Genomic DNA, 22361 nt, shown 5'->3' with positions numbered 1-22361 from the left:
CACGGGGGCCCGGCCGTTGCCGTTCCCGGGGCCCCGTGAGCGTGCTCGCTGCCGTCGCCGGGCGGGGGAGGTCGCAGGGTGCCATCCGATCGGGTGGCAGGGCACCCCGGCGCTCAACCGATCGGGTGCAGCGACCGATGATGGGAGGAGCGCGTCCGAGCCGCGGACGCCAGGTCCGGGAGCAGCACGTGCAGAGGTCGGGAGTCGCCGCGGTGCTGCGGCGCAGCAGCACCAGGACGGCGACCGTCACCGGGGCGGGCCGGGGCCTGCCCGACGTCCTCCCGGCCGATGCGCTGGAGTGGAGCTGGCCCCCGTACGCGCCGGTGCTGGCCGACGTCGAGTCCTTCGACACCGACGAGTGGGCACCGCCGTCGGTGGTGTGGCACCCCCAGCTGCGCGTCGGGCGCTGGACCGTCCTGTACCGCCGCGACGCCGGCTGAGCGACTCCCGCGCGCACCGCGGCTCCCGCAGAGCGCGGGGGCTGGACCGGCCCTGACCGGGCTGTGGCGCAGTGCCCCGCGACACGCCGCTAGAGTGGAGCAAGACCCGTCGCCGGGTCCGTCCGGACCGGCGACCCGCACCGCCGCCCTGACGGGCCGGCCGGTGGACCCGGAGGAGAGACGTGGCGACCCTGCAGGTCGAGCTCGTGGCCGTCGAGAAGATGATCTGGTCCGGTGAGGCCAGCATGGTGATCGCCCGTACGACCGAGGGTGAGCTCGGTGTCCTGCCCGGCCACGCGCCGCTGCTCGGCGAGCTGGCCCCCGGCGGCGTCGTGCGCATCCGCCCCGAGTCCGGTGAGGACCTCCTCGTCGCGGCCCACGGTGGCTTCCTCTCGGTCACCGAGCGCGGGGTGTCGATCCTCGCCGAGACCGCGGAGATCTCCACCGACATCGACGTGGAGCGGGCCCGCGAGGCGCTCCGCCGCGCCGAGGCCGCCGGTGACGACCCGGAGGCGCTGGCCGCCGCCCGGCGTGCCGAGTCCCGGCTCCGCGCCGCCGGCCAGGACGCCTGACCCGCCTCCGCCCGACCCCCTCCGACCTCGCAGCGGCCGACAGCCAGCCCCGGTGACCACCGCCGTCCTGGTCGTCCTCGCCGTCCTGGTGGTGGCCCTCGTCGCCGCGTTCCTGCTGCGGCGCCGGTTCCTGCTCTCCGGGCTGGGCGCGGTCACCATGTGGCTGCGCGCCCCCGGGGCGCCGCGCTGGGCCGTCGGCGTCGCCTGGTACTCCGGCAACGACCTGCTCTGGTACCGGGCGCTGTCGCTGTCGGTGCGCCCCAACCGGCGGCTGTGCCGGTCGGCGTTCCACGTCGACGCCCGGCGCCGGCCGACCGCCGACGACCTGTCGCTGCCGCGCGAGACGGTCATCCTCACCTGCCAGACGGGGCTCGGCCCGCAGGAGCTGGCGATGGACTCCTCGACGGTGACCGGTTTCCTGTCCTGGATCGAGTCCGCCCCGCCCGTCGACCGCTGACGAAGGACCTCCTCGCCCCACCGCTCGCAGGCTCGCGGCGGGCCCTGCGAGGAGGTCGGTCGTGGCGGGGTGCGTCGGTCAGCGTGGGGTGCGGGCGGCGCGCTGCGCGTGCACCCCGCTGTGCGCGCCCGGCTCCCACAGGACGTCGCCGTCCGGGTTGGCCGCGCGGGCGAGGATGAACAGCAGGTCCGACAGCCGGTTGAGGTAGCGCGCGTTCTCGGCGTTGGTGCGCTCGCCGTCGACGGCGAGCAGGGCCCACACACTGCGCTCCGCACGGCGGGCGACCGTGCGCGAGGCGTGCAGCAGCGCGGCCAGGGGCGTGCCCCCGGGCAGCACGAACGACGTCAGCGCCGGCAGCTGCTCGTTGGCGACGTCGCAGGCCGCCTCCAGCCGCTCGGTGTAGGCGGCGGTGATGCGCAGCGGCGGGTGCTCGGGCGCCGGCTGCACGGGCGTGGACAGGTCGGCGCCCAGGTCGAACAGGTCGTTCTGGATGCTCAGCAGCAGGTCGGCGACCTCCGGCGGCGGGCTGCCCAGCGCGATGGCCACGCCCAGCGAGCTGTTGGTCTCGTCGACGTCGGCGTAGGCCACCAGGCGCGGGTCGGTCTTGGTCACCCGGCTCATGTCGCCCAGGTGCGTCTGCCCGGCGTCGCCGGTGCGCGTGTAGATGCGGGTCAGCCGGACGGTCATGCGGCCAGCCTAGAAGGGGCCGGCCGCCCCTCGGCAGGGGCGGGCGCGCGGTGCGGGCGTCCGGCGGGCCCCCCGTAGGCTGGCCGGGTGGAGTGCTTCGAGGTGACCGGTGGGGCGTCCCTGCGCGGCCGGGTCCGCGTCACCGGGGCCAAGAACAGCGCGCTCAAGCTGATGGCTGCCGCGCTGCTGGCCCCGGGACGGACGACGCTGGACGAGGTGCCCGACATCCTCGACGTGTCGATCATGAGCGAGGTGCTGCGGCGGCTGGGCTGCGAGGTGAGCTTCGAGCGCTACCCGCTCGAGCCCGGCAGCAGCCCGAGCGGCGGCGGGCGGGTGCTGATCGACGTCCCGGAGCGGCCCTCCAGCGAGACCGACTACGACCTGGTCCGCCGGATGCGTGCCTCGATCAGCGTGCTCGGCCCACTGGTCGCCCGGCTGGGCACCGCCAAGGTCGCCCTGCCCGGCGGCGACGCCATCGGCTCGCGCGGGCTCGACATGCACATCGCCGGCCTCGAGCGGCTCGGCGCCACCATCGTCAGCGAGCACGGCTTCCTCGTCGCCACCGCGCCCCGGCTGACCGGCACCTCGATCTGGCTGGACTTCCCCTCGGTCGGGGCCACCGAGAACCTGGTGATGGCCGCCGTGCTGGCCGAGGGCACCACCGTCGTCGACAACGCCGCCCGCGAGCCGGAGATCGTCGACCTGTGCCGCATGCTCGTGGCGATGGGCGCCCGGATCGACGGCGCCGGCACCTCGACCATCACCGTCGAGGGCGTCGAGGGGCTGCACCCGGTCGCCTACACGACCGTGCCGGACCGCATCGTGGCCGGCACCTGGGCGATCGGTGCGGTCATGACCCGCGGCGACCTGCTCGTCGAGCGGGCCGTGGCCGAGCACCTGAGCGTCGCGCTGGACAAGCTGGTCACCGCCGGCGCGACCGTCGAGCCCCAGGCCGACGGCGTCCGGGTGCGGATGGACGAGCGGCCGCGCGGCGTCGACGTCGTCACGCTGCCCTACCCGGGCTTCCCGACCGACCTGCAGCCGATGGCCGTGGCGCTCGCGGCGGTGTCCACCGGCACCGCGCTGATCACCGAGAACGTCTTCGAGGGCCGGTTCATGTTCGTCAACGAGCTCGTGCGGCTGGGCGCCGACGTGCGCATCGACGGCCACCACGCCGTCGTCCGCGGCCGCGAGCGGCTCTCCAGCGCCCCGGTGCTGGCCACCGACATCCGCGCCGGGGCGGGGCTGGTGCTGGCCGGCCTGCTGACCGACGGCGTCACCGAGGTGCAGGACGTGCACCACGTCGACCGCGGCTACCCCGACTTCCTCGAGCAGCTGCGCGGCGTCGGCGTCCAGATCGAGCGCACCCAGCGCCCCAGCTGAGCCCCGGGCCCCGGCGCCGGGGTCCGTGCTCAGTTGCCGCCGAAGGAGAGCGCGAGGGCGCGCGCCCGGGCGAGGTCCTCGGGGAACACGAGGACGTCGGCGCGGTGCGCGGCGGGCTCGCGGATCGTGGACCGGATGCCGGCGTCCGACAGCACCGCGCGCAGCGCCAGTGCGGACTCCCGGCGGGTCAGCGTCGCCACCGGCGTCAGCAGCTCCTCGGCCTTGACCGGCTTGGCGGTCGAACCGGAGCCGAAGGCCCAGCGGGCGAAGAGCGCGATGACGGCCAGGGCCACCAGGGCGATGCCCGGTCCGACGGCGAAGTGCAGGCTCCCGGCGTCGATCGGCATGCTGACCTCCTGCTCGGTGCGGCCGACGGCCACGCCCCTCGGCCGAGTGTGCCACTCCCGTGCACCCGCTGTGGCGGAGTGGATCCGTCGAGCTGACGCCGACGGACCCACTCGGCCTCAGCCGAGGTGGACGACGACGCCCTCGGTGGCGCTGCGCCGGGCGGCGTCGAGCACGGTGGCGGTCGCGACGGCGTCCCGGGCGTCGACGGGCACCAGTCCGCGACCCCGGACGGCGGCGGCGAAGGTCGGGTAGAAGGTGTCCCAGGCGCCGGGCAGCGTGGGCACCACGACGGCGGTGTCGCCGCTGCGCAGCCGGCCCCAGCGCGCCTCGGGCTCGGCGCCCCACGCGTCGCCCAGGGTGCTCGGGCTGTGCCCGGCGACCAGCGCGTCCTCCTGCCCGTCCATCGGCCCGTCGACGACGTAGCTGCCGGTCGAGCCGGTGACCCGGAACCGCCAGCCCGGCGCCCCCTCGCTCCAGCTGCCGGCCAGCAGCGAGTGCGCCCCGGAGGTGTGGGTCAGCGCCACCAGGACGTCGTCGTCGAGGCCGCTGTCGCGCACCCGCCACTCGGCGTAGACGGTGGCGACCGGGCCGAGCAGCACCAGCGCCTGGTCGACGAGGTGGCTGCCGAAGTCGAGCAGGGTGCCGCCGCCGGAGGGGGCCGGGCCGGGCTCGGGGGTGAAGCGCTCGAAGCGTGACTCGAAGCGGGTGACGGTGCCCAGCACGCCGTCGCCGACGAGCGCGCGCACGGTGCGGAAGTCGGAGTCCCAGCGCCGGTTCTGGTACGGCGCCAGCGGCAGCCCCAGCCGCTCGGCCTTCTCCACCGAGGCGCGGGCGGCCGCGGCGTCGAGGGCGAACGGCTTGTCGCACACCACGGCCAGGCCGAGGTCCAGGGCGCGGTCGGTCAGCGCGCTGTGGGTGTCGGCGGGGGTGGAGATGGCCACCGCCTCGGCGCCGGCCTCGGCCAGCTGCTCCAGGGAGTCGAACGCCGCGGCGCCGGGGTGTTCGCGGGCCAGCAGCGCACGGCGGTCGGCGGAGCGGGTGACCACGCCCAGCAACGTGCACTCGGCCGCGGCGGCGATCAGCGGGGCGTGGAAGTACCGGCCACCGAAGCCGTAGCCGACCAGGCCGAAGCGGACGGCGTCCGTGCGAGGGGTGCTCATGCGCCGAGTCGACCACGCGCGGCCGGCCACGTCACCGGCGGGCCGAACCGGACGGCGACCCCGGCGGAGAACAGCACGCTGTCCGGCGCCCCGGTGACGCCGGGCAGGCCGGCCGCGGCCAGCAGCGACTCGTCGAGCTCGAGCAGCTCGGCCCGGTGCAGCGGCCACTCGGCGTGCTCGTTGGGCCAGTACGCCGGCCCGCGCCGGCCGGGGCGGTGCAGTCCCCAGCGCGCGGTGAGGAAGGTGCCCAGCGGGTCTCCGCCGGGCAGCCGCTCGCCGACCTGCACCTGTACCCGGCTGTGCGCGCCCCGCGGGCCCGGCCAGCGGCGCGAGGACGTGTAGGTGACCTGGTCGCCGTCCCGGGTCACGTCCATGCCGGCCCAGGTGTAGGGCAGCCGGGCGACCCAGCGGGCGGCGAGCACCGGCAGCAGGCGGCTGGCCTCCAGCGAGCGGAAGACGACGCCGCGGCGGCCCAGCGCGTCGACGGAGTACAGCCGCACGTTGGTCTCCGGGAACGACCCGAGGTACGGCAGGCCCGGGGCGCCGAGGAAGCCGATCCGGTGCATCCGGAAGGGGATCAGCCCGACGTAGGTGACGCCGTCGAGCAGGTCGGGCGTCGTGCCGGCGGGCAGCAGCGGCGCGACCAGCGCCGGGTCGACGGCCCAGTGCAGGAAGGCCAGGTCGCGCCAGCTCTGGGTGAAGACGGTGCGCCCCGCCGGCCGCGGCGCGGTGAGGGTCAGCTGCTCGGGGTCGGCCACCGGTCCAGCCTGCCCGCCACGGCCGCCGTCCACCCGGTGGGGTCGCAACGGCCGGTCCCGGCCGGCAGCGGCGACGGGTAGCGTCCCACCCCGTGCGCCTGGTCATTGCCCGCTGCTCCGTGGACTACATCGGGCGGCTCACCGCCCATCTCCCGCTCGCCACCCGGCTGCTGCTGGTCAAGGCCGACGGCTCGGTGTCCATCCACGCCGACGACCGCGCCTACAAGCCGCTGAACTGGATGACCCCGCCGTGCACGCTCAAGGAGGAGCTGACCGACGGCGCGGGCACCTGGACGGTCACCAACAAGGCCGGTGAGCAGCTGGTCATCACCATCGAGTCGGTCGAGCACGACCACCGGCACGACCTCGGCATCGACCCGGGCCTGCAGAAGGACGGCGTCGAGGCCGACCTGCAGCGGCTGCTGGCGCTGCACGTCGAGACCTTCGGCGAGGGCTGGTCGCTGGTCCGCCGCGAGTACCCGACCGCGATCGGCCCGGTCGACCTGCTGTGCCGGGACGCCACCGGCACCACCGTGGCCGTGGAGATCAAGCGGCGGGGCGAGATCGACGGCGTCGAGCAGCTGACCCGCTACCTCGAGCTGCTCAACCGCGACCCGCTGCTGGCCCCGGTGAAGGGCGTGTTCGCCGCGCAGGAGATCAAGCCGCAGGCGCGGGTGCTGGCCGCCGACCGCGGGATCGACTGCCTGACCGTCGACTACGCCGTCCTGAAGGGCACCGACGACCCCTCGCAGCGGCTGTTCTGACCCGGCTCCCGCCCTCCGCCGGACGGGGCCCGCGGGTCGCAGTGGGAGACTGCACCGGACCACCGACGCGGGAGGAGGGGCAGATGGCCACAGCAGCGACGCAGGCCGGCCCCGCCGGTCCGCGAGGTGACGCGGCTGGTCGCGGTCCCCGCGACCGGCGGCGGTAGCGCCGTGGGCCGTCGGGGCGGGAACCGGGGCGGACGTCGGGACGAGCACCGCTCGCCGTCCGGGACGTCGCCGTCGCGCCGTCCGGTGCAGCCGATCGAGCAGGCCGGGGACGGCGACTGGGTGGTCCGCCCGCTGACCGGGGCCGCCAGCGACAAGACCTACCGCTGCCCCGGCTGCGACCAGGAGATCCGCCCGGGGGTGCCGCACGTCGTCGCCTGGCCCGCCTACGCCCGCGCCTCCGACCTGGAGCCGTGGGACACCGAGTCGTCCGCGGACTGGCGCCGGCACTGGCACACCGCGTGCTGGCGCAACCGCGACCGGCGCCGGTGAGGCGCTGTCCTCAGGCCGCGCGGGCGTAGACCACGACGTTGTCGGTGTAGCTGCGGCGGCTGCGGTCGAAGGTGCCGCCGCAGGTGATCAGCCGCAGCTCCGCGCCGGTGGTCGGGCCGTACACCTCGGTGGTCGGGAACGCCGTCTTCGGGTAGGCGGCCACCTCGGTGACGGTGAAGGCCACGCGCCGGCCGTCGCTGCGGGTCACCAGCACCTCGTCGCCGGGGACGAGCTCCTCCAGCCGGAAGAACACCGCCGGCCCCGACCGGTCGTCGACGTGCCCGGCCAGGACCGCCGGCCCCACGTCGCCGGGTGCGGGGCCGGCGGAGAACCAGCCGGCCTGGTCGAAGTCGGCGGGCGGGAGGAGGGCGCCGGCGGCGTCCACGCCGATGCCGACCAGGTCGGTGTCGAGGTCGATCGCCGGGACGGTGACCTGCACGGGCGCGGCGACCGCGTCGGCGACCGTGCCGGTGCGCACCACCGGCGCCGGCGGCGCCTCGGCCGCCGCGGGCACGACCGGTTCGCTGCCGGTGCCCGACACGAGGGCCACCGCGCCCGCGGCGAGCGCGACGACGACGAGCAGCACCCGCAGCACGACCACGCCGCGGCGGGGCGGCCGGCGGTGCCGGCCCTCGACCCGCGCCGGGCGGACGGTGCCCCCGCCGTCCGCCACCCGGGCCAGCACGGCGGGCACCCGGGTCGCTCCCTCCGGCGCCCGGTCGGGGCCCTCCGGCACGGGCGTCAGGCCGCGAGGTGCCGCGGCTCGTGCCCGCGGCGGGGGAGCCGGCTGCGCAGCGTGAGCAGCAGCAGGCCGACCGCGAGGCCGGCCAGCGCCAGCGGGCCGGCCGGCACGCCGCCGTCGGCAGCCGCGCCACCGGCACCGGCCTCGACCCCGCCGACCGGGACGACGCCCGGGCTGGCGGCGTCGAGCTCGGTGGAGACCGACAGCCCACCGTTGCTGCGGTCGAGCACCAGGACCGTGTAGACCGAGCCCGCCGCCAGGTCGACCGGCAGGTCGGCGGGGGCGCCGTCGGCCGGGGCGACCTCCAGCGTCTCGGCGCCACCCGGGATGTCGACGTAGTCGGTGTTGTCGGCGAAGGTCAGCCCGCGGGCCAGGGACGTGTCGGTGCCCAGGGACAGGTCGACCGGCGATCCGGTGGCCGCGGCGTTGATGACCCGGGCGCGCGACTGGCCGGCCGGGGGCAGGGTGAGGTCGTCGGGCAGGACGGCGAAGCCCAGGTCGGCGAAGTACCCGACGCCGGCGATGGTGGTGGCGGTCCCGCCGGCGACCGTGACCGTCGTCGCCAGCACCGGCGGGCTCGACGGGTCGGCGCCGGCGCCGCGTGCGCTCACCGTGTAGGTGCCGGCCGGGACCTGCTGGTACGGGGAGACGTCGCCGTAGCTCACGCCGGGCAGCACGACACCGGTGCCCGGTGCGGACACCGAGTCGATGTAGGCGTCGACCGAGGGGGTGTCCGGGGACAGGTGCATCATCCGGACCAGACCGGTGTCCGAGCCGGGCGTCGGAGCTGCCGAGGCGGCTGGGAGTCCGAGCGCGCACAGCCCTGCACACAGCAGGGCGAGCAGGGGGACTCGGGTGAGCCGGGACATGGAGCTCCTTCGATCACGGTGGCCGGTCCGTCCTGGTGTACCCGAGTGACCGGGATCCCGCACGCCGAGTCCGCGGTCATCGACGCAGGGTGATCAACGCCGGGGGGCGGTGACGAGCGCGTCCGGGTCCCTCGCCAGGGCGTAGCCGATCAGCAGCCCGCCGGGCACCGCCGTGACGCGGTCGGGCACGTAGGGCTCATGCTGTGCGCCGAGCCAGCCGCGGAGGCGCTCGGTGGCGGCCGGGTCGTCGGCCAGCTGCGTCCCGCCCACGGTGGTGAGGACCGCCTGCCGCACCGGGGCGTCGCCCGGCTCACCGGGGACGGCGGGCAGCGATCCGACCCCGACCCCGAACTGCGCGCCGATGCCGGCCAGCAGCGTCAGCAGCCGCGGGTCGACCCGTCCCTGGGTCAGCAGGTCGGCGTCGGCGGCGGGGAACCGGTTGGTCGGGTTGGCCAGCAGGGCCGCGCCCAGCTGCTGGCGGGCCGCCAGCTGCTCGGGTGTGGGGGTGACCGCCTGCGGGTCGGTGACGACGAGGCCGCCGTCCGCGCCGAACCGGGCGACCGGCGTGCCGCCGGCGGGCGCGGTGCCGGAGGTGATCTGCAGGACCGGGGCGGTGAGCCCGGTCGAGGCGGGCACCGGGAGCTCGGCGCCGGGCAGCACCCGGTCGGGGTCGGCGCCGGCGTGCACCAGTTCCGTGGTCAGCCGGGGGTCGGCCGTGACGACGGCGTCGTCGGGCAGCTGCCCGTCCAGCCAGTCGACCAGCTGCGCGTCGGCCGCGGCACCGAAGTCGCTGCGCGGGGTGCGGGACAGGCTGGTCGCGGCGAGCGCACCCAGGACGACCAGGGCCAGCGCCCCGGCCAGCCCGGCGACCAGCCGGGCCCGCGGGCGCACCAGCACCGGCCGCCCCAGGTGCGCGGCGGCGAGCGTGCCGAGTGCGGCCACGAGCAGCGCGGCCACCGGCAGGGCCACGAGCAGTGCCGCGACCCGCTGCGAGGGCGGTGCGACCGACAGCAGCGCGGCGGCGGCCAGGGCGACGCCCAGCGGGCGCCGGCGGGGGAGCAGCAGGGTGGCCAGCACGCCCACGGCGAGCAGGACGCCGGTCGTCACCAGCACGCCGGTGCGGTCGGCGCCCCAGCGGGCCGGGTCGGCGGCCTCGGGCGCCCAGCGCTCGACCAGCGCCCGCCCACCGGTCAGCAGCAGCACGCCACCGGCGGCCACCGCGGCTCGCCGCGCGGGGTCGCCCCGCCCGGCGGCGGCGGTCGCCAGCCCGGCGACCAGCAGGAGCAGCACGTCAGGGGCCAGCAGCACGGCCAGCACGACGGCGACGGCGGCGAGCAGCCCGACCGCGACGGGCACCCGGCCGCGCAGCGAGCCGCCCGCCTCGTGGTCGCCGGCCGGGCGCAGCCAGTTGGTCAGCAGCCATCCGGCCAGCAGCAGCCACGGCACGGCCAGCGCGGCCGGGGTGGCGACGGCGTGCAGCGGCACCAGCACCGGCAGTGCGCCGAAGGCCAGCACGCCGAGCGCGCACCCGGCGTCGGGGACGCCGAGCCGGCGCGCGGTGCGCCAGAGCAGGGCGGCGCTGACCACGAGGACCACCAGCAGCAGCTCCCGCTCGGCGGCGACGAGGGTGGCGGAGCGCTCGAACGCCCGGGTCACCGTCGCGTAGACCGCGGCGTGCACGGCGGCCAGCCCCTCCGGGGACAGCGGGGCGAGGTCGGCCGTGCCGCGGGAGAGGGCGAAGGCGGGTGCGGCGAGGTCGCCGTCGCCCGGGAGCGGGAGCCCGCGCAGCATCCGGGCACCCACCAGCCCGACCACGACCAGGGCGAACAGCGGCCACAGCAGGCCGACCCGCACCCGCTCCGGCCACGGCTGCCGGGCCGCCCGGTGCCGGGCGCGCCGCTGGACGGCCGGCGGGGCCGCGGCGGACCCCGGCCCGTCGACGGCGCCCGTGCTCACCGCGACGGACGACGAGGGCCGGACGGGGGGCGCCTCGGCGGGCTGCCGGGCGCGGCGGCTGCGGCGACCGGGGACGGTGTGGGGCGCGGCGTCGCGGGCCGCCCGGGGACCGCCGTCCTGGCCGGTGACGGTGGCGCCGGGGTCGGTCGGCTCGGCCACGGTGACCTCCTCCGGCGCTCGGTGCGGCTGCTGCGGCGACGGGCGCACCGGTGCGGTGCGGTGGGCCGACGTCGTGGACCGATGGTGCCCGGTCTGCTGCCGGATGCCCACCGCGGACCTGTGGCGTGGCGCCACGCAACGCACACGGACCCGCCGGGCAGTGTGCCCGGCGGGTCCGTGGGGAGCGGCTGTGGTGCGGTCAGCCCCGGTTCGGGGCCGCCGGCCCGCCGGTGGGCGCGGGCAGCGGGGGAGCGGCCGGGGGCTGGGTGCGGGCGGCCCGGGCGGGCACCGGCGGGGTCTGCCGGGCGCCCTGGGCGGCGACGCGCTCGGCGGTCACCGGGCCCTGCGCCGCCTGCGACGTCGGGTGCGCCGGGGTGGGCGTGCGACCGGCCTGGCGGGGCGCGGCCGGCGCCTCGGCCGGTGCGGAGGTGCCGAACGGCGCCGGGACCCGGACCTCCTGGGTCTGCGCCGCGACCGGCTGCTCCTGGGGGCGCTCCGGCGCGGCGGCCGGCTCGGCCGGGAGGTCGGCGGTCGCGACCTCCGCGGTGGCCTCCCGGGCCGCGGGCTGCGCGGCGGGTGCCTGCGCGGCAGCCGGCTCGGCGGCGGGCTGCTCGGGCTGCTCGGCGGCCGGGGCCCCGGCTGCCCCGTCGGCGGGGGCGGGCCCGGCCTGCGCGGTGGCCTGCGCGGTGGCCTGCGCGGGTGCCTGCTGCGGCTGGTCGGCCAGGTCGGGCAGCTGCCCGAGCAGCGTGCGGACGTCGGCCAGCCGCCGGGTCACGTCGTCCCGGATCCGGCGGATCTCGACGGCCGAGGCGTCGGCCTCGGCGACCGTGCGGGCGGCGTGCGCGTCGGCAGCGGCGACCCGCTGCTGGGCGGCGGCGACGGAGGCCTGCTCGCGCTCCTCCTCCAACCGGGCGGCCTCGGTGCGGCGCGCCCGCTGGGCGATCTCGAAGTCCTGCTCGACCTTGGTGCGGCGGGCCTGGGAGTCGGCGTCGAGCTGCGCGGCGCGCTCCCGGGCCTTGTTGACCAGGTCGTCGGCCCGGGCCTGGGCGACGGCGGAGATCTGCTCGGCGTGCTGGCGGGCCTCGAAGACCAGCCGCTCGGCCTCGGCCTGGCTGGCGGCGGACCGCTCGCCCAGGGCCCGCTCCTCACCGGCGACCCGCTCGCGGACGGCGTCGACCTCGGCGGCCACCGCGGCCTGCAGGGCGGCGGCCTGCTCCTGCGCGGACCGGCGGATCTCCGCGGCCTCGTCCTGGGCCAGCTGGAGCATGTTGGAGATGCGCTCGCCCATGTTCTCGAACGTGGGGGCGCTGGCGCTGGCCGCGCGGCGGCGCAGCGCCTCGGCCTCGCCGTGCAGGGCCTGCAGCTGGCGGGCCAGGTCGGCCGACCGGGAGACGGCCGCGTCGCGGTCGGCCAGCGCGACCCGCAGGTCGGCGTCCAGTCCGGCGAGCGTCTCGGCCACCTGTTCCCGGTCGTAACCCTTGCGCACCACGTCGAAGGTGGGTGCGCTCTCGCGGAACGTGAGCTGGTCGTCGCGGGGGTCGCTCATGCGGTCATCCTCGCATTGCGGACGGCTCCGGGGCACTGTGGTCCGGACCTCTCACAGCCGACTCCGGCCGACGGCAGGGCGGCTCCGACCCGGCGGTCGCTGCCCGTCCCAGGGGCGTCACGGTCAGTGCGCGGCAGGCTCCACGAGCTCGATCAGCACGCCCCCGGCGTCCTTCGGGTGCACGAAGTTGACCCGGCTGCCGGCGGTGCCGCGGCGGGGCTCGTCGTAGAGCAGTCGCAGGCCGCGGCCGCGCAGCACGTCGGCGGCCGCCTCGACGTCGGTGACCCGGAACGCCAGCTGCTGCAGCCCCGGGCCCGACCGGCCGATGAAGCGCGCGATCGTCGACTCGGGGGTCAGCGGGGCGAGCAGCTGGATGCGCGTCGTCCCATCGCCGACGGCCAGCATCGCCTCGCGCACGCCCTGCTCCTCGTTGGTCTCCTCGTGCACCGAGTGCACGCCGAGCGTCTGCGCGTAGAACGCGATCGCGACGTCCAGGTCGGGCACCGCGATGCCCACGTGGTCGATCGTGGTGAACAGGTCGTCGGCGGGGGTGGCGGTCACCCCCCGCATCCTGCCGTCCCCGCGTCGACCGGGGCAGGGCAGGACCGGCCTGGCTGCAGGGTCCCGCCACGAGCCGGCGGACGGTGGGGGCGGCCAGGTCCTCCACCAGCGGGCGAGGGGCTCCAGCAGGGCGGTGGCTCGGCGTCGGTGACCGGCGTCCGAGAGGCGCACCCGGTGTCCGCCAGGGGGACCGGAGGCTGGTCGCCGCCGGTCGCTGCTCGTTATCCTCAGCGCGCCGACGACCCGGAACGGTCGCGGTGTCCGCGGAGAGCGGTCGCCAACGGCGGCGACCGGAGCACCTGGAGCCCTGATGAGCCAGCCCACCCGTCCCCGGTCCGTGATCGTCGGGGGTGCCCGCACCCCCATGGGCCGCCTGCTCGGCGCCTTCACGGACCTCTCCGCCGCCGACCTCGGCGGCATCGCGATCAGGGCCGCGCTCGAGCGGGCCGGGGTCACCGGCGACCAGGTCGACTACGTGATCATGGGCCAGGTCCTCCAGGCCGGCGCCGGGCAGAACCCCGCCCGCCCGGCCGCCGTGGCCGGTGGCATCCCGATGTCGGTGCCCTCGTTCACGCTGAACAAGGTCTGCCTGTCCGGGCTGGACGCGATCGCGCTGGCCGACCAGCTGATCCGGGCCGGGGAGTTCGACGTCGTCGTCGCCGGCGGCATGGAGTCGATGTCCCAGGCGCCGCACCTGCTGAAGGGCTCGCGCACCGGCACCCGGTTCGGCGACGCGACGCTGGTCGACGCGATGGCCCACGACGGGCTCACCGACACCTTCGACCAGGTCGCCATGGGCGAGCTCACCGAGGCGGCCAACAGCCGCTACGGGCTGACCCGCGAGGAGCAGGACGCCTACGCCGCCGCGAGCCACCAGAAGGCGGCCCGGGCGGCGAAGGACGGCACCTTCGACGCCGAGATCACCCCGGTCCTCGTGCCGCAGCGCAAGGGCGACCCGATCGAGGTCCGCGCCGACGAGGGCATCCGCCCGGACACCACCGTCGAGAGCCTGGCCCGGCTGAAGCCGGCCTTCGCCGCCGACGGCACGATCACGGCGGCGTCGGCGTCCCAGATCTCCGACGGCGCCTGCGCGGTCGTGGTCATGTCCGCGGCGAAGGCGGCCGAGCTGGGGTGCACGGTGCTGGCCGAGATCGGCGCGCACGGCGTCGTCGCCGGCCCCGACGCCACCCTGCAGACCCAGCCCTCCCGCGCCGTGCAGCGCGCGTGCGAGCGCGAGGGCATCGACCCCGCCGAGCTGGACCTGGTCGAGTTCAACGAGGCCTTCGCCGCGGTCGCCATCGTCTCCACCCGCGAGCTGGGCATCGACCCGGCCAAGGTCAACCCCAACGGCGGCGCGATCGCGCTCGGCCACCCGGTCGGGATGAGCGGCGCGCGGATCGTGCTGGACCTGGTGCTCGAGCTCGGCCGCCGCGGCGGCGGGGTCGGGGCCGCCGCGCTGTGCGGCGGCGGCGGGCAGGGCGACGCGCTGCTGCTGCACGTCCCCGCCCGCACCTGACCGGGCGGGCGGGACCGTACGCGGGGAGGATGGCCGCGTGAACGGGACCCCGGACGCTGTCGTCGTCGGAGCCGGCCCCAACGGGCTGGCCGCCGCCCTGCGGCTGGCCGCCGCCGGCCTGCGGGTGCAGGTCGTGGAGCGCGGTGACCGGGCCGGCGGCGGGCTGCGCACCGAGGAGGTGACGCTGCCGGGCTACCAGCACGACATCTGCTCCACCGTGCACCCGATGGCCGCCACCGCGCCGTTCTTCCGCGAGTTCGACCTGGCCAGCCGCGGGGTCAACGTCCTGCAGCCCGAGATCAACTTCGCCCACCCGCTGGACGGCGGCCGCGCGGCGCTGTCGCACCACTCGCTGGAGCAGACCGCCCAGGGGCTGGGCCGGGACGGCGACGGCTACCGGCGGCTGTTCGCGCCGCTGCTGGCCCACGCCGACGACATCACCGAGTTCTTCCTGACCTCGGCCTTCCGGCGGCTGCCGCTCAAGAGCCCGCTGGCGGTGGCCAGCTTCGGGCTGCAGGGGCTGCCCAACGTGAAGTGGCTGGCCGAACGGTACTTCGAGGACGACGCCGCGAAGGCCCTGCTGGCCGGCGCGGCCGCGCACGGGATGCTCGACCTGTCCCGCCCGCTGACCGCGGCGCTGGGCATGTTCCTGGGGATGATGAGCCACCACAACGGCTGGCCGGTCATCGAGGGCGGCTCGCAGGTGGTCGCCGACGCGATGGTCACCGCGCTGGAGCAGCAGGGCGGCGAGGTGGTCACCGGGCACGAGGTCTCCGACCTGCGCGAGTTCGCCGGCGTCCCGGCGGTGCTGCTGGACACCTCGCCCGGTGCGTTCGTCGCGATGGCCGGCAACCAGGTCCCCGACGGCTACCGGCGCTGGGTGCAGCGGTACTCGCACGGTCCCGGCGTCTTCAAGGTCGACTGGGCGCTGTCGGAGCCGGTGCCGTGGACCAACCCCGACGTCGCCCGGGCCGGCACCGTGCACCTGGCCGGCACGATGGAGGAGACCATCGCCGGCGAGGCCGCACCCGCTGCCGGCCGGCTGGCCGAGAAGCCCTACGTGCTCGCCGTCCAGCCGACCGTGGTCGACCCGTCGCGCGCCCCGGCCGGTGGGCACGTGTTCTGGGCCTACGTGCACGTGCCGCACGGCTCGACGGTCGACATGACCGACGCGATCGAGGACCAGGTCGAGCGGTTCGCCCCCGGCTTCCGCGACACCGTCCTGGCCCGGCACACCATGCACGCCGGGGAGATGCAGCAGTGGAACCCCAACGACGTCGGTGGCGACATCTCCAACGGCGAGGCCTCGCTGCGGCAGATGCTGGCCCGGCCGGTGCCGCGCTGGAACACCTACAAGACCCCGGTCCGCGGCACCTACCTGGCGTCGGCGGCCACCCCGCCGGGACCGGCGGTGCACGGGCACTGCGGTGACAACGCCGCCCGGGTGGCGCTGCGCGAGGTGTTCGGGATCCGGCGGGCGCCGCGGCTGAAGCCCGCGCTCTGAGCGGGCCCCCGGGGGCGGGCACCTAGGCTCGCGGCCATGGTGCGACCGCTGGGCCTGCCGTTCGACCCGATCGAACGCGCGGCGCAGACGTGGGAGGAGCGTTTCGGCCCGGCCGGGTCGATGCGCGCGGCGACGTCGGTGTTCCGGGTGCAGCAGATCCTCATCTCGCACTTCGACGAGGCGCTCAAGCCGCACCGGCTGACCTTCGCCCGCTACGAGGTGCTCGTGCTGCTGACCTTCTCCCGCACCGGGGCGCTGCCGCTGAAGGTGATCGGCAGCCGGCTGATGGTGCACCCGACCAGCGTCACCAACGCCATCGAGCGGCTGGTCGCGGCCGGCTACGTCGAGCGCCGGCCCAACCCCGCCGACGGCCGGGGCGTGCTCGCCGCGATCACCGACCGCGGCCGGGAGGTCGTGCCGCCGGCGACCGCGGCGGTGACCGGCCAGGACTTCGGCATGTCCGACCTGACCGAGGCCGAGCTCGACACCCTCTTCCAGCTGCTGCGCAAGATCCGCCTGGGCGCCGGGGACGTCGCCGCCCCACCGGACTGACCCCGGCCCGTCCGGTTGCCCGGCGGTGGGATGATCGAGGTCATGCAGCCGAACCGTCCCGCTCGTCCCGCTCCGCGCACCGACCCCCGCGCCGCTGCCCAGCAGGCACGGATGGCGGCCTCGCTGGCCGGCGCGGTCGACCTCGCCGCGGTCCAGGCGCGCAACGAGGCGGCCGCCCGTGCGCAGGCCGCGCCGCCGCCCAGCGCCGCCGCGCCCGTCGGCGCCCCCGGCAGCGCCGTGGTCGACGTCGACGAGGCGACCTTCCAGAGCGAGGTCCTCGACCGGTCGTTCCAGGTGCCGGTCGTGCTCGACCTGTGGGCCGAGTGGTGCGGGCCGTGCAAGCAGCTGTCACCGGTGCTCGAGCGGCTGGCCGCCGAGGGCGGCGGCACCTGGGTGCTCGCGAAGATCGACGTCGACGCCAACCCGGCGCTGGCCCAGGGCCTGCGCGTGCAGGGCATCCCCGCGGTCAAGGCCGTCTGGCAGGGCCAGCTGGTCACCGAGTTCACCGGCGCCATCCCCGAGGAGCAGGCCCGGCAGTTCATCACCGAGCTCGTCGCGGCCACCTCCGGCGGCGCGCTGCCCGGCGCCGAGGACGGCGACGGCGCCGAGCCCGAGGACCCGCGCCTGGACGCCGCCGAGGCCGCGCTGGACGCCGGGGACCTCGCCGGGGCCGAGGCCGCCTACCGCTCGATCCTGGACACCGAGCCCGACCACCCGGTCGCGGGCCTCGCCCTGCGCCAGGTCCAGCTGTTCCGCCGGGCGGAGGAGGCCGGGCCGAACGCGCTGGCCGCCGCCGAGGCCGCGCCCGACGACGTCGCGGCCCAGACCCGTGCCGCGGACTTCCTGCTCGGCACCGGGGACGTCGACGCGGCCTTCGCGTGGCTGCTCGACGTCGTCCGGCGCACGGCCGGCGAGGACCGGGACCTGGCGCGCACGCACCTCATCGACCTGTTCGGCATCGTCGGCGACGACGACCCCCGGGTCGCCCCCGCCCGCCGGGCCCTGATGGCCGCCCTGTTCTGAGGCCGGACGGTGATCAGGTCCCCTGATCACCGTCTGTCCCCCTGCACCGACGTTGGTGCAGGGGGACAGAGTTCGATCAGGGGACCTGATCACCGTCGGCCCGGCGCCCGGCCGGTCGGCGGTGCTGGCTCAGGCGCCGATGTCGCAGGCGGGGAGACCCTCGAACACCCCGCCGCGGAAGACGTCGACCAGCTGGAAGCCGGTGAGCCCGCTGTCGCCCAGCACCGAGGGGTCGCCGCTGGACTCCAGCAGGAACGACACGCTCTCGTCCACGTCGCCGGGGGAGATGACGACGGTCGTCTCCCCGTTGCGCACGCCCTGGGTGAACGCCCCGGCCAGGCAGACCGCGGACCGGACGGCGTCCGGACCCTCGGTGGACAGGCCCAGCTGGTCGCGGACGGCCAGCCCGTAGGGGATCGCCACCGCGGTCACCACGGCGTAGTCGCCGCCCTCCTCCGAGGCGTACACCGGCTGGGTGAGGTCGGTCTCGTCGAAGCCGACGGACCGGTCGGCGGGGCAGTACACGAGGTCGGTGTCGGGCTGCTCCCCGTCGCACTCGGGTGCCCGGCCGGAGAACGGCTGGAGAGCGGGCGGCTCGAAGGTCACGCCGCGGGCCTGCAGGGTCGCCGTCCAGTACTGCGCGAGGCCCTCGGGCATGATCGTCCCGACCGTCTCCGGATAGGAGGCGTTGCCGCCGGACAGCAGGTCCTGGTCGCTCTGGAACTGCTGCTGGGTGAAGGGCCGGGTGGCCCCGAACTCGTCGCGGCAGGCGACCGGGCCGTCGTCGAAGCCCTGCTGGAAGGCCGACACCCGGTCGAAGTACGAGCCGTGGGCCTGCTCCTCGCGGGTGCCGGTGCCGACCGGGTCGCGCAACAGCAGGTAGCCGCGCAGGACGTCGTCGAGCTCGCCGGGCCGGATGGAGTTGTGCGGGGCGGCTCCGGAGGCCACCCACGCCGTCCAGGCGCCGGCGAAGCAGTCGGCCTGGGTCTCGACGTTGATCGACCGCTCGACCGGGTACCCGACGCGCCCCTGCACGGCGTGGCCGAACTCGTGGGCCATGACCAGGGCCGGGATGAACCGGCCGTACCCGTCGGCGAGCTCACCGAGGAAGGCCCGGTCGTACTGGATCGCGTCGCCGCCGGGCTCGCCGGGCTCGGACGAGCAGTAGAAGGCGTTGCCGGTGACCGCCTCGATCTCCTGCCCGCACCCGATCTGGCCGTTGGGGTAGCGGGCGGGGTCGAGGTCGTCGGGGTCGACGGAGAAGTAGCCGCCGGTGAGCGGGGTGAACTCCTGGCCGAAGGTCTCGGGGAACTGCTCGCCCCAGTAGGTGTTCAGGTCGGCCAGCGCGTTGCGGGCGCCGCGGTCGACGTCGTCGTCGGCGGCCCCGATGATCGGGAAGTCCGCCGGTGCGACGTCGGCGCGGGCGCCGGCCTCCGGGGTTGCCACGCCCTCGATCAGGGTGGCCGCGCAGCCGGTCAGCGCGACCGACGCGACCAGTGCACCCAGCACGGCGCGGCGCAGCGCCCGGCGGGGCGTGGAGGACATGGGCTCCCGATCGGTCCGGGCCGCCGGCACCGGCGGCTGTGCCCCCATCCTGCCGGACCGGCGCGCTCCCGGCAGGTGGGGCGACCGACGCCGGCCGCCCCGGGACGACGACGGGGCGGGGACCCGCAGGTCCCCGCCCCGTACGCCTGCTCCGCTCAGCCCTGGGTGGGCTCGGCCACCTCGACCTGACCGGCCGCCTCGAGGTCGCCGGACGCCTCGGCGGCGGCGATCTGCGCGGGGTCGGCGGCCTCGCCGTCGTCCGGCAGCTCGGGCTCGGGGCCCTCGTGCACGAACCACACGGTGCCCAGTGGCGGCGCGGTCAGCGTCGCCGACCACGGCTGCCCGTGCCAGGACTCCGGGACCGCCTCGATGCCGCCGAGGTTGCCCGAGCCCGAGCCGCCGTAGCCCTCGAAGTCGGTGTTGATGACCTCGCGCCACCGGCCGCCGCGGGGCAGGCCGATCCGGTACTCGGTGTGCGGCTGCCCGGAGAAGTTGGCCACGCAGGCCAGCGCCTGGCCGTCCTTGCCGTAGCGGAGGAACGTCAGCGTGTTGCCCTGGCTGTCGTTCGCGTCGATCCACTGGAAGCCGGCCGGGTCGTTGTCCTGGGTGTAGAGCGCCTCGTGCTCGGCGTACACCGTGTTCAGGTCGCGGACCAGGTCGAGCACGCCCCGGTGGGCCGGGTCGTCGAGGTGCCACCAGTCCAGCGAGCGGCTCTCGGCCCACTCCGACAGCTGGCCGAACTCCGAGCCCATGAACAGCAGCTGCTTGCCCGGGTGGGCCCACATGAAGGCCAGGAACGCCCGCACGTTGGCCAGCTGCTGCCAGCGGTCACCGGGCATCTTCCGGATCAGCGAGCCCTTGCCGTAGACGACCTCGTCGTGGCTGATCGGCAGCACGAAGTTCTCGGAGAAGGCGTACACCAGCGAGAACGTGAGCTGGTTGTGGTGGTAGCTGCGGTAGATCGGCGCGGTGGACATGTAGTCCAGCGAGTCGTGCATCCAGCCCATGTTCCACTTGAAGCCGAAGCCCAGCCCGCCCAGGTGCGTGGGGCGGGTGACGCCGGGCCAGGACGTCGACTCCTCGGCGATGGTGATCGCGCCGGGGACCTCGCGGTAGACGGTGGCGTTGAACTCCTGCAGGAACGCCACGGCCTCGAGGTTCTCGCGACCGCCGTACTCGTTCGGCGTCCACTGGCCGTCGGGCCGGGAGTAGTCCAGGTACAGCATCGAGGCGACCGCGTCGACGCGGATGCCGTCGACGTGGAACTCCTTGAGCCAGTACAGGGCGTTGGCGACGAGGAAGTTGCGCACCTCGCTGCGGCCGAAGTCGAACACGTACGTGCCCCAGTCCAGCTGCTCGCCGCGGCGGGGGTCGCCGTGCTCGTACAGCGCGGTGCCGTCGAAGCGGCCCAGCGCCCACTCGTCCTTGGGGAAGTGGCCGGGGACCCAGTCGACGATGACCCCGATGCCGGCCTGGTGGGCGCGGTCGATGAGGTAGCGCAGGTCGTCGGGCGAGCCGAAGCGCGAGGTGGGCGCGTAGTAGGAGGTGACCTGGTAGCCCCACGACCCACCGAAGGGGTGCTCGGCGACGGGCAGGAACTCCAGGTGGGTGAACCCGGCGTCCTTGACGTAGTCGACCAGTTCGTCGGCGAGCTCGCGGTAGGACAGCCCCTGTCGCCAGGAGCCGATGTGCACCTCGTAGACGCTCATCGGGCGCTCGTGCCAGTTGCCCTCGGCGCGGCTGGCCAGCCACGCGTCGTCCTGCCACTCGTGCCAGGACGCGGTGACGACCGAGGCGTTGGACGGCGGCACCTCGGTGGCGAAGGCCATCGGGTCGCTCTTGACCAGCCACTGGCCGTCGGCGCCGAGGATGTGGAACCGGTACCGGGTGCCCACCTGGGCGCCGGGCACGAAGATCTCCCACACGCCGGAGGAGCCCAGCGAGCGCAGCGGGTAGGCGCGGGCCTCCCAGTAGTCGAAGTCGCCGGTGACCTTCACGCCGCGGGCGTTGGGCGCCCAGACGGCGAAGGAGACGCCCTCGACCCGGCCACCGGGGGTGTCGTAGCCGCGCACGTGCGCGCCCAGGACCTTCCACAGCTCCTCGTGCCGGCCCTCACGGATGAGGTGCTGGTCGAGCTGACCCAGGGTGGGCAGCCAGCGGTAGGGGTCGTCGACGGTGTAGGTGTTCGTGCCGCCGGCGCCGTCGGGGTAGACGACCTCGACCCGGTAGTCGCCGGGCTGCTGGGGGAGCCGCGCCTCGAAGACGCCGCCCCGGAACACCTGCCGTGCCTCGTAGCGGGTGCCGTCCTGGTCGACCACGGCCACCGCGACGGCGTCCGGGCGCAGGGTGCGCACCGCCCAGCCCTCGGGCAGCCGGTGGGCACCGAGCACGCCGTGCGGGTCGTAGGACCAGCCGTCGACGACGGCGGCCAGCGCCTCCTGGCTGACCTCCGTGCCGGCCGGCGTGGAGGCGGCCGGCACCGAGGTGCTGACCGGCGTCTCACCGTCGGGCAGCGCCTCGACCAGGGCGGTCGAGGTGGGCTCAGGGGCCTCGTCGGGAGCGGCCGGCAGGTCGGTGACCTCGCTGGTGACCAGGTCGGCGGTGGTGACCTCGGCGCCGGAGACCGCGGGCGCGGGCTCGGGCTCGGCGGCCCCGGCCGTGGCCGGGACGTCGGTGCCGGTGGTGTCCGGCTCCGTGGAGTCGTCCGTCGCCGTGGTCGGCGCGGCCGACTCGGTGCCGGCGGGCTCGGGCACGGTGTCGGGGACCAGCTCGGCGCCGGGCTCGGAGGCGGTGTCGGCCGGCGAGCTGCCGCCGGTGCCGGCGTGCTCACCGTCGGCGGGCGCCTGCGGCTCGTTCGGCTCGGCCGGGTCGGGGCTCGGCGGCTCCGGCTGCGGGGCGGAGGGCGCCGCGGGGTTGCCGGGCTGGGCGATCGGTGCCGGCGCGACCACCGGGGTGGCGGTGACCTTCTTGGCCGCGGCCTTGCGGGTGCGCTTGGCCGGGGCGGCGGGGGCGCCGTCCTCGGCGGCGGCCGGGGCGGCCTTCTTCGCCGCGCGCTTGGTGGCCTTCTTGGCCGGGGCCGGGGGCGCGTCCGCCTCGGCGGCTGCCCGCACCGCCTCGGTGGTCTCCTCGACCGCGCGCATCAGCTCGTCCTTGCCGGCGGGCTGCTCGTTCGTCTCGACGGCTCCGGCCTTCTTGGCGGCGGCCTTGCGGGTGCGCTTGGCCGGGGCGGCGGGGGCGCCGTCCTCGGCGGCGGCCGGGGCGGCCTTCTTCGCCGCGCGCTTGGTGGCCTTCTTGGCCGGGGCCGGGGGCGCGTCCGCCTCG

At 76.2% G+C, this 22361-nt stretch carries 21 protein-coding genes; 10 read left to right on the top strand and 11 right to left on the bottom strand.

Features of this window, described 5'->3' with window-relative positions; genetic code table 11:
• Window positions 1-188: 188 nt before the first annotated feature.
• The 3 genes from ACGBYP_RS06155 (at window position 189) to ACGBYP_RS06145 (ending at window position 1469) form a co-directional block, all read left to right on the top strand.
• Window positions 189-440, top strand: a complete 252-nt coding sequence (locus ACGBYP_RS06155; RefSeq protein ID WP_411582395.1) for a hypothetical protein — start codon at window positions 189-191, stop codon at window positions 438-440.
• Window positions 441-622: 182 nt separating this feature from the next.
• Window positions 623-1012 carry a F0F1 ATP synthase subunit epsilon gene (locus ACGBYP_RS06150; RefSeq protein ID WP_411582394.1) on the top strand — a complete coding sequence of 130 codons (390 nt, stop codon included), beginning with the start codon at window positions 623-625 and terminating at the stop codon, window positions 1010-1012.
• 52 nt (window positions 1013-1064) lie between these two features.
• Window positions 1065-1469, top strand: coding sequence for a DUF2550 domain-containing protein (locus ACGBYP_RS06145; protein WP_411582393.1), 405 nt, complete (start codon window positions 1065-1067; stop codon window positions 1467-1469).
• Between the two features lie 78 nt (window positions 1470-1547).
• Here the strand turns inward: ACGBYP_RS06145 and ACGBYP_RS06140 are convergent, their stop codons facing one another.
• Window positions 1548-2156, bottom strand: coding sequence for a cob(I)yrinic acid a,c-diamide adenosyltransferase (locus ACGBYP_RS06140; RefSeq protein WP_411582392.1), 609 nt, complete (start codon window positions 2154-2156; stop codon window positions 1548-1550).
• A gap of 87 nt (window positions 2157-2243) precedes the next feature.
• Here ACGBYP_RS06140 and murA point away from each other — a divergent pair, with 87 nt between their 5' ends.
• A complete protein-coding gene (gene murA / locus ACGBYP_RS06135; RefSeq protein WP_411582391.1) occupies window positions 2244-3539 on the top strand; it encodes a UDP-N-acetylglucosamine 1-carboxyvinyltransferase in 1296 nt (431 codons plus the stop codon).
• Window positions 3540-3568: 29 nt separating this feature from the next.
• Here the strand turns inward: murA and ACGBYP_RS06130 are convergent, their stop codons facing one another.
• The 3 genes from ACGBYP_RS06130 to ACGBYP_RS06120 form a co-directional block, all read right to left on the bottom strand.
• A complete protein-coding gene (locus tag ACGBYP_RS06130) occupies window positions 3569-3919 on the bottom strand; it encodes a hypothetical protein (protein WP_411582390.1) in 351 nt (116 codons plus the stop codon).
• A gap of 84 nt (window positions 3920-4003) precedes the next feature.
• Window positions 4004-5047, bottom strand: coding sequence for a Gfo/Idh/MocA family oxidoreductase (locus ACGBYP_RS06125; protein ID WP_411582389.1), 1044 nt, complete (start codon window positions 5045-5047; stop codon window positions 4004-4006).
• The gene (locus ACGBYP_RS06120; protein ID WP_411582388.1) at window positions 5044-5805 is read right to left on the bottom strand and encodes a YqjF family protein; all 762 of its coding nucleotides are present in this window, start codon (window positions 5803-5805) and stop codon (window positions 5044-5046) included. Before ACGBYP_RS06120 ends, ACGBYP_RS06125 begins: the two co-directional genes overlap by 4 nt.
• A gap of 92 nt (window positions 5806-5897) precedes the next feature.
• Between ACGBYP_RS06120 and nucS the strand changes: the two genes are divergently transcribed.
• Together nucS and ACGBYP_RS06110 are read left to right on the top strand one after the other, a co-directional pair.
• On the top strand, window positions 5898-6569 hold the full coding sequence (nucS, locus tag ACGBYP_RS06115; RefSeq protein WP_411582387.1) for an endonuclease NucS: 672 nt from the start codon (window positions 5898-5900) through the stop codon (window positions 6567-6569).
• A 252-nt stretch (window positions 6570-6821) separates the two neighbouring features.
• Window positions 6822-7067, top strand: a complete 246-nt coding sequence (locus tag ACGBYP_RS06110) for a hypothetical protein (protein ID WP_411582386.1) — start codon at window positions 6822-6824, stop codon at window positions 7065-7067.
• A gap of 10 nt (window positions 7068-7077) precedes the next feature.
• On the opposite strand, the gene ACGBYP_RS06105 is transcribed toward ACGBYP_RS06110, so the two are convergent.
• The 5 genes from ACGBYP_RS06105 to mce form a co-directional block, all read right to left on the bottom strand.
• Window positions 7078-7761, bottom strand: coding sequence for a class F sortase (locus ACGBYP_RS06105; protein ID WP_411582385.1), 684 nt, complete (start codon window positions 7759-7761; stop codon window positions 7078-7080).
• A gap of 47 nt (window positions 7762-7808) precedes the next feature.
• Window positions 7809-8558, bottom strand: a complete 750-nt coding sequence (locus ACGBYP_RS06100; protein WP_411582384.1) for a DUF4397 domain-containing protein — start codon at window positions 8556-8558, stop codon at window positions 7809-7811.
• Window positions 8559-8771: 213 nt separating this feature from the next.
• A complete protein-coding gene (locus ACGBYP_RS06095; protein ID WP_411582383.1) occupies window positions 8772-10793 on the bottom strand; it encodes a hypothetical protein in 2022 nt (673 codons plus the stop codon).
• A gap of 199 nt (window positions 10794-10992) precedes the next feature.
• A complete protein-coding gene (locus ACGBYP_RS06090) occupies window positions 10993-12339 on the bottom strand; it encodes a hypothetical protein (RefSeq protein ID WP_411582382.1) in 1347 nt (448 codons plus the stop codon).
• Between the two features lie 123 nt (window positions 12340-12462).
• Window positions 12463-12900: a methylmalonyl-CoA epimerase gene (gene mce, locus ACGBYP_RS06085; RefSeq protein WP_411582381.1), complete on the bottom strand. Its 438-nt coding sequence runs from the start codon at window positions 12898-12900 to the stop codon at window positions 12463-12465.
• A 310-nt stretch (window positions 12901-13210) separates the two neighbouring features.
• Here mce and ACGBYP_RS06080 point away from each other — a divergent pair, with 310 nt between their 5' ends.
• From ACGBYP_RS06080 to ACGBYP_RS06065, 4 genes are read left to right on the top strand one after another with little or no spacing between them, the layout of a single operon-like run.
• Window positions 13211-14416: an acetyl-CoA C-acetyltransferase gene (locus tag ACGBYP_RS06080; protein ID WP_411582380.1), complete on the top strand. Its 1206-nt coding sequence runs from the start codon at window positions 13211-13213 to the stop codon at window positions 14414-14416.
• 37 nt (window positions 14417-14453) lie between these two features.
• Entirely contained in the window at window positions 14454-15920 is a 1467-nt protein-coding gene (locus tag ACGBYP_RS06075; protein WP_411582379.1) for a phytoene desaturase family protein, read from the top strand.
• Between the two features lie 36 nt (window positions 15921-15956).
• Entirely contained in the window at window positions 15957-16472 is a 516-nt protein-coding gene (locus ACGBYP_RS06070; protein ID WP_411582378.1) for a MarR family winged helix-turn-helix transcriptional regulator, read from the top strand.
• A gap of 42 nt (window positions 16473-16514) precedes the next feature.
• Complete coding sequence (locus ACGBYP_RS06065; protein WP_411582377.1) at window positions 16515-17495, top strand: tetratricopeptide repeat protein; 981 nt, start codon at window positions 16515-16517, stop codon at window positions 17493-17495.
• 129 nt (window positions 17496-17624) lie between these two features.
• Here ACGBYP_RS06065 and ACGBYP_RS06060 read toward each other — a convergent pair whose 3' ends face one another.
• The gene (locus tag ACGBYP_RS06060; protein WP_411582376.1) at window positions 17625-19040 is read right to left on the bottom strand and encodes a neutral zinc metallopeptidase; all 1416 of its coding nucleotides are present in this window, start codon (window positions 19038-19040) and stop codon (window positions 17625-17627) included.
• A gap of 155 nt (window positions 19041-19195) precedes the next feature.
• A partial coding sequence (gene glgB, locus ACGBYP_RS06055; RefSeq protein ID WP_411582375.1) for a 1,4-alpha-glucan branching protein GlgB occupies window positions 19196-22361 on the bottom strand: 3166 nt, incomplete at its 5' end.

It is taken from the genome of Modestobacter sp. SSW1-42, from assembly GCF_046635825.1.
GTDB lineage: Bacteria > Actinomycetota > Actinomycetes > Mycobacteriales > Geodermatophilaceae > Modestobacter.
Note: the sequence above shows the minus strand (reverse complement) of the source record. Positions and strands in the feature narration are given on the sequence as shown.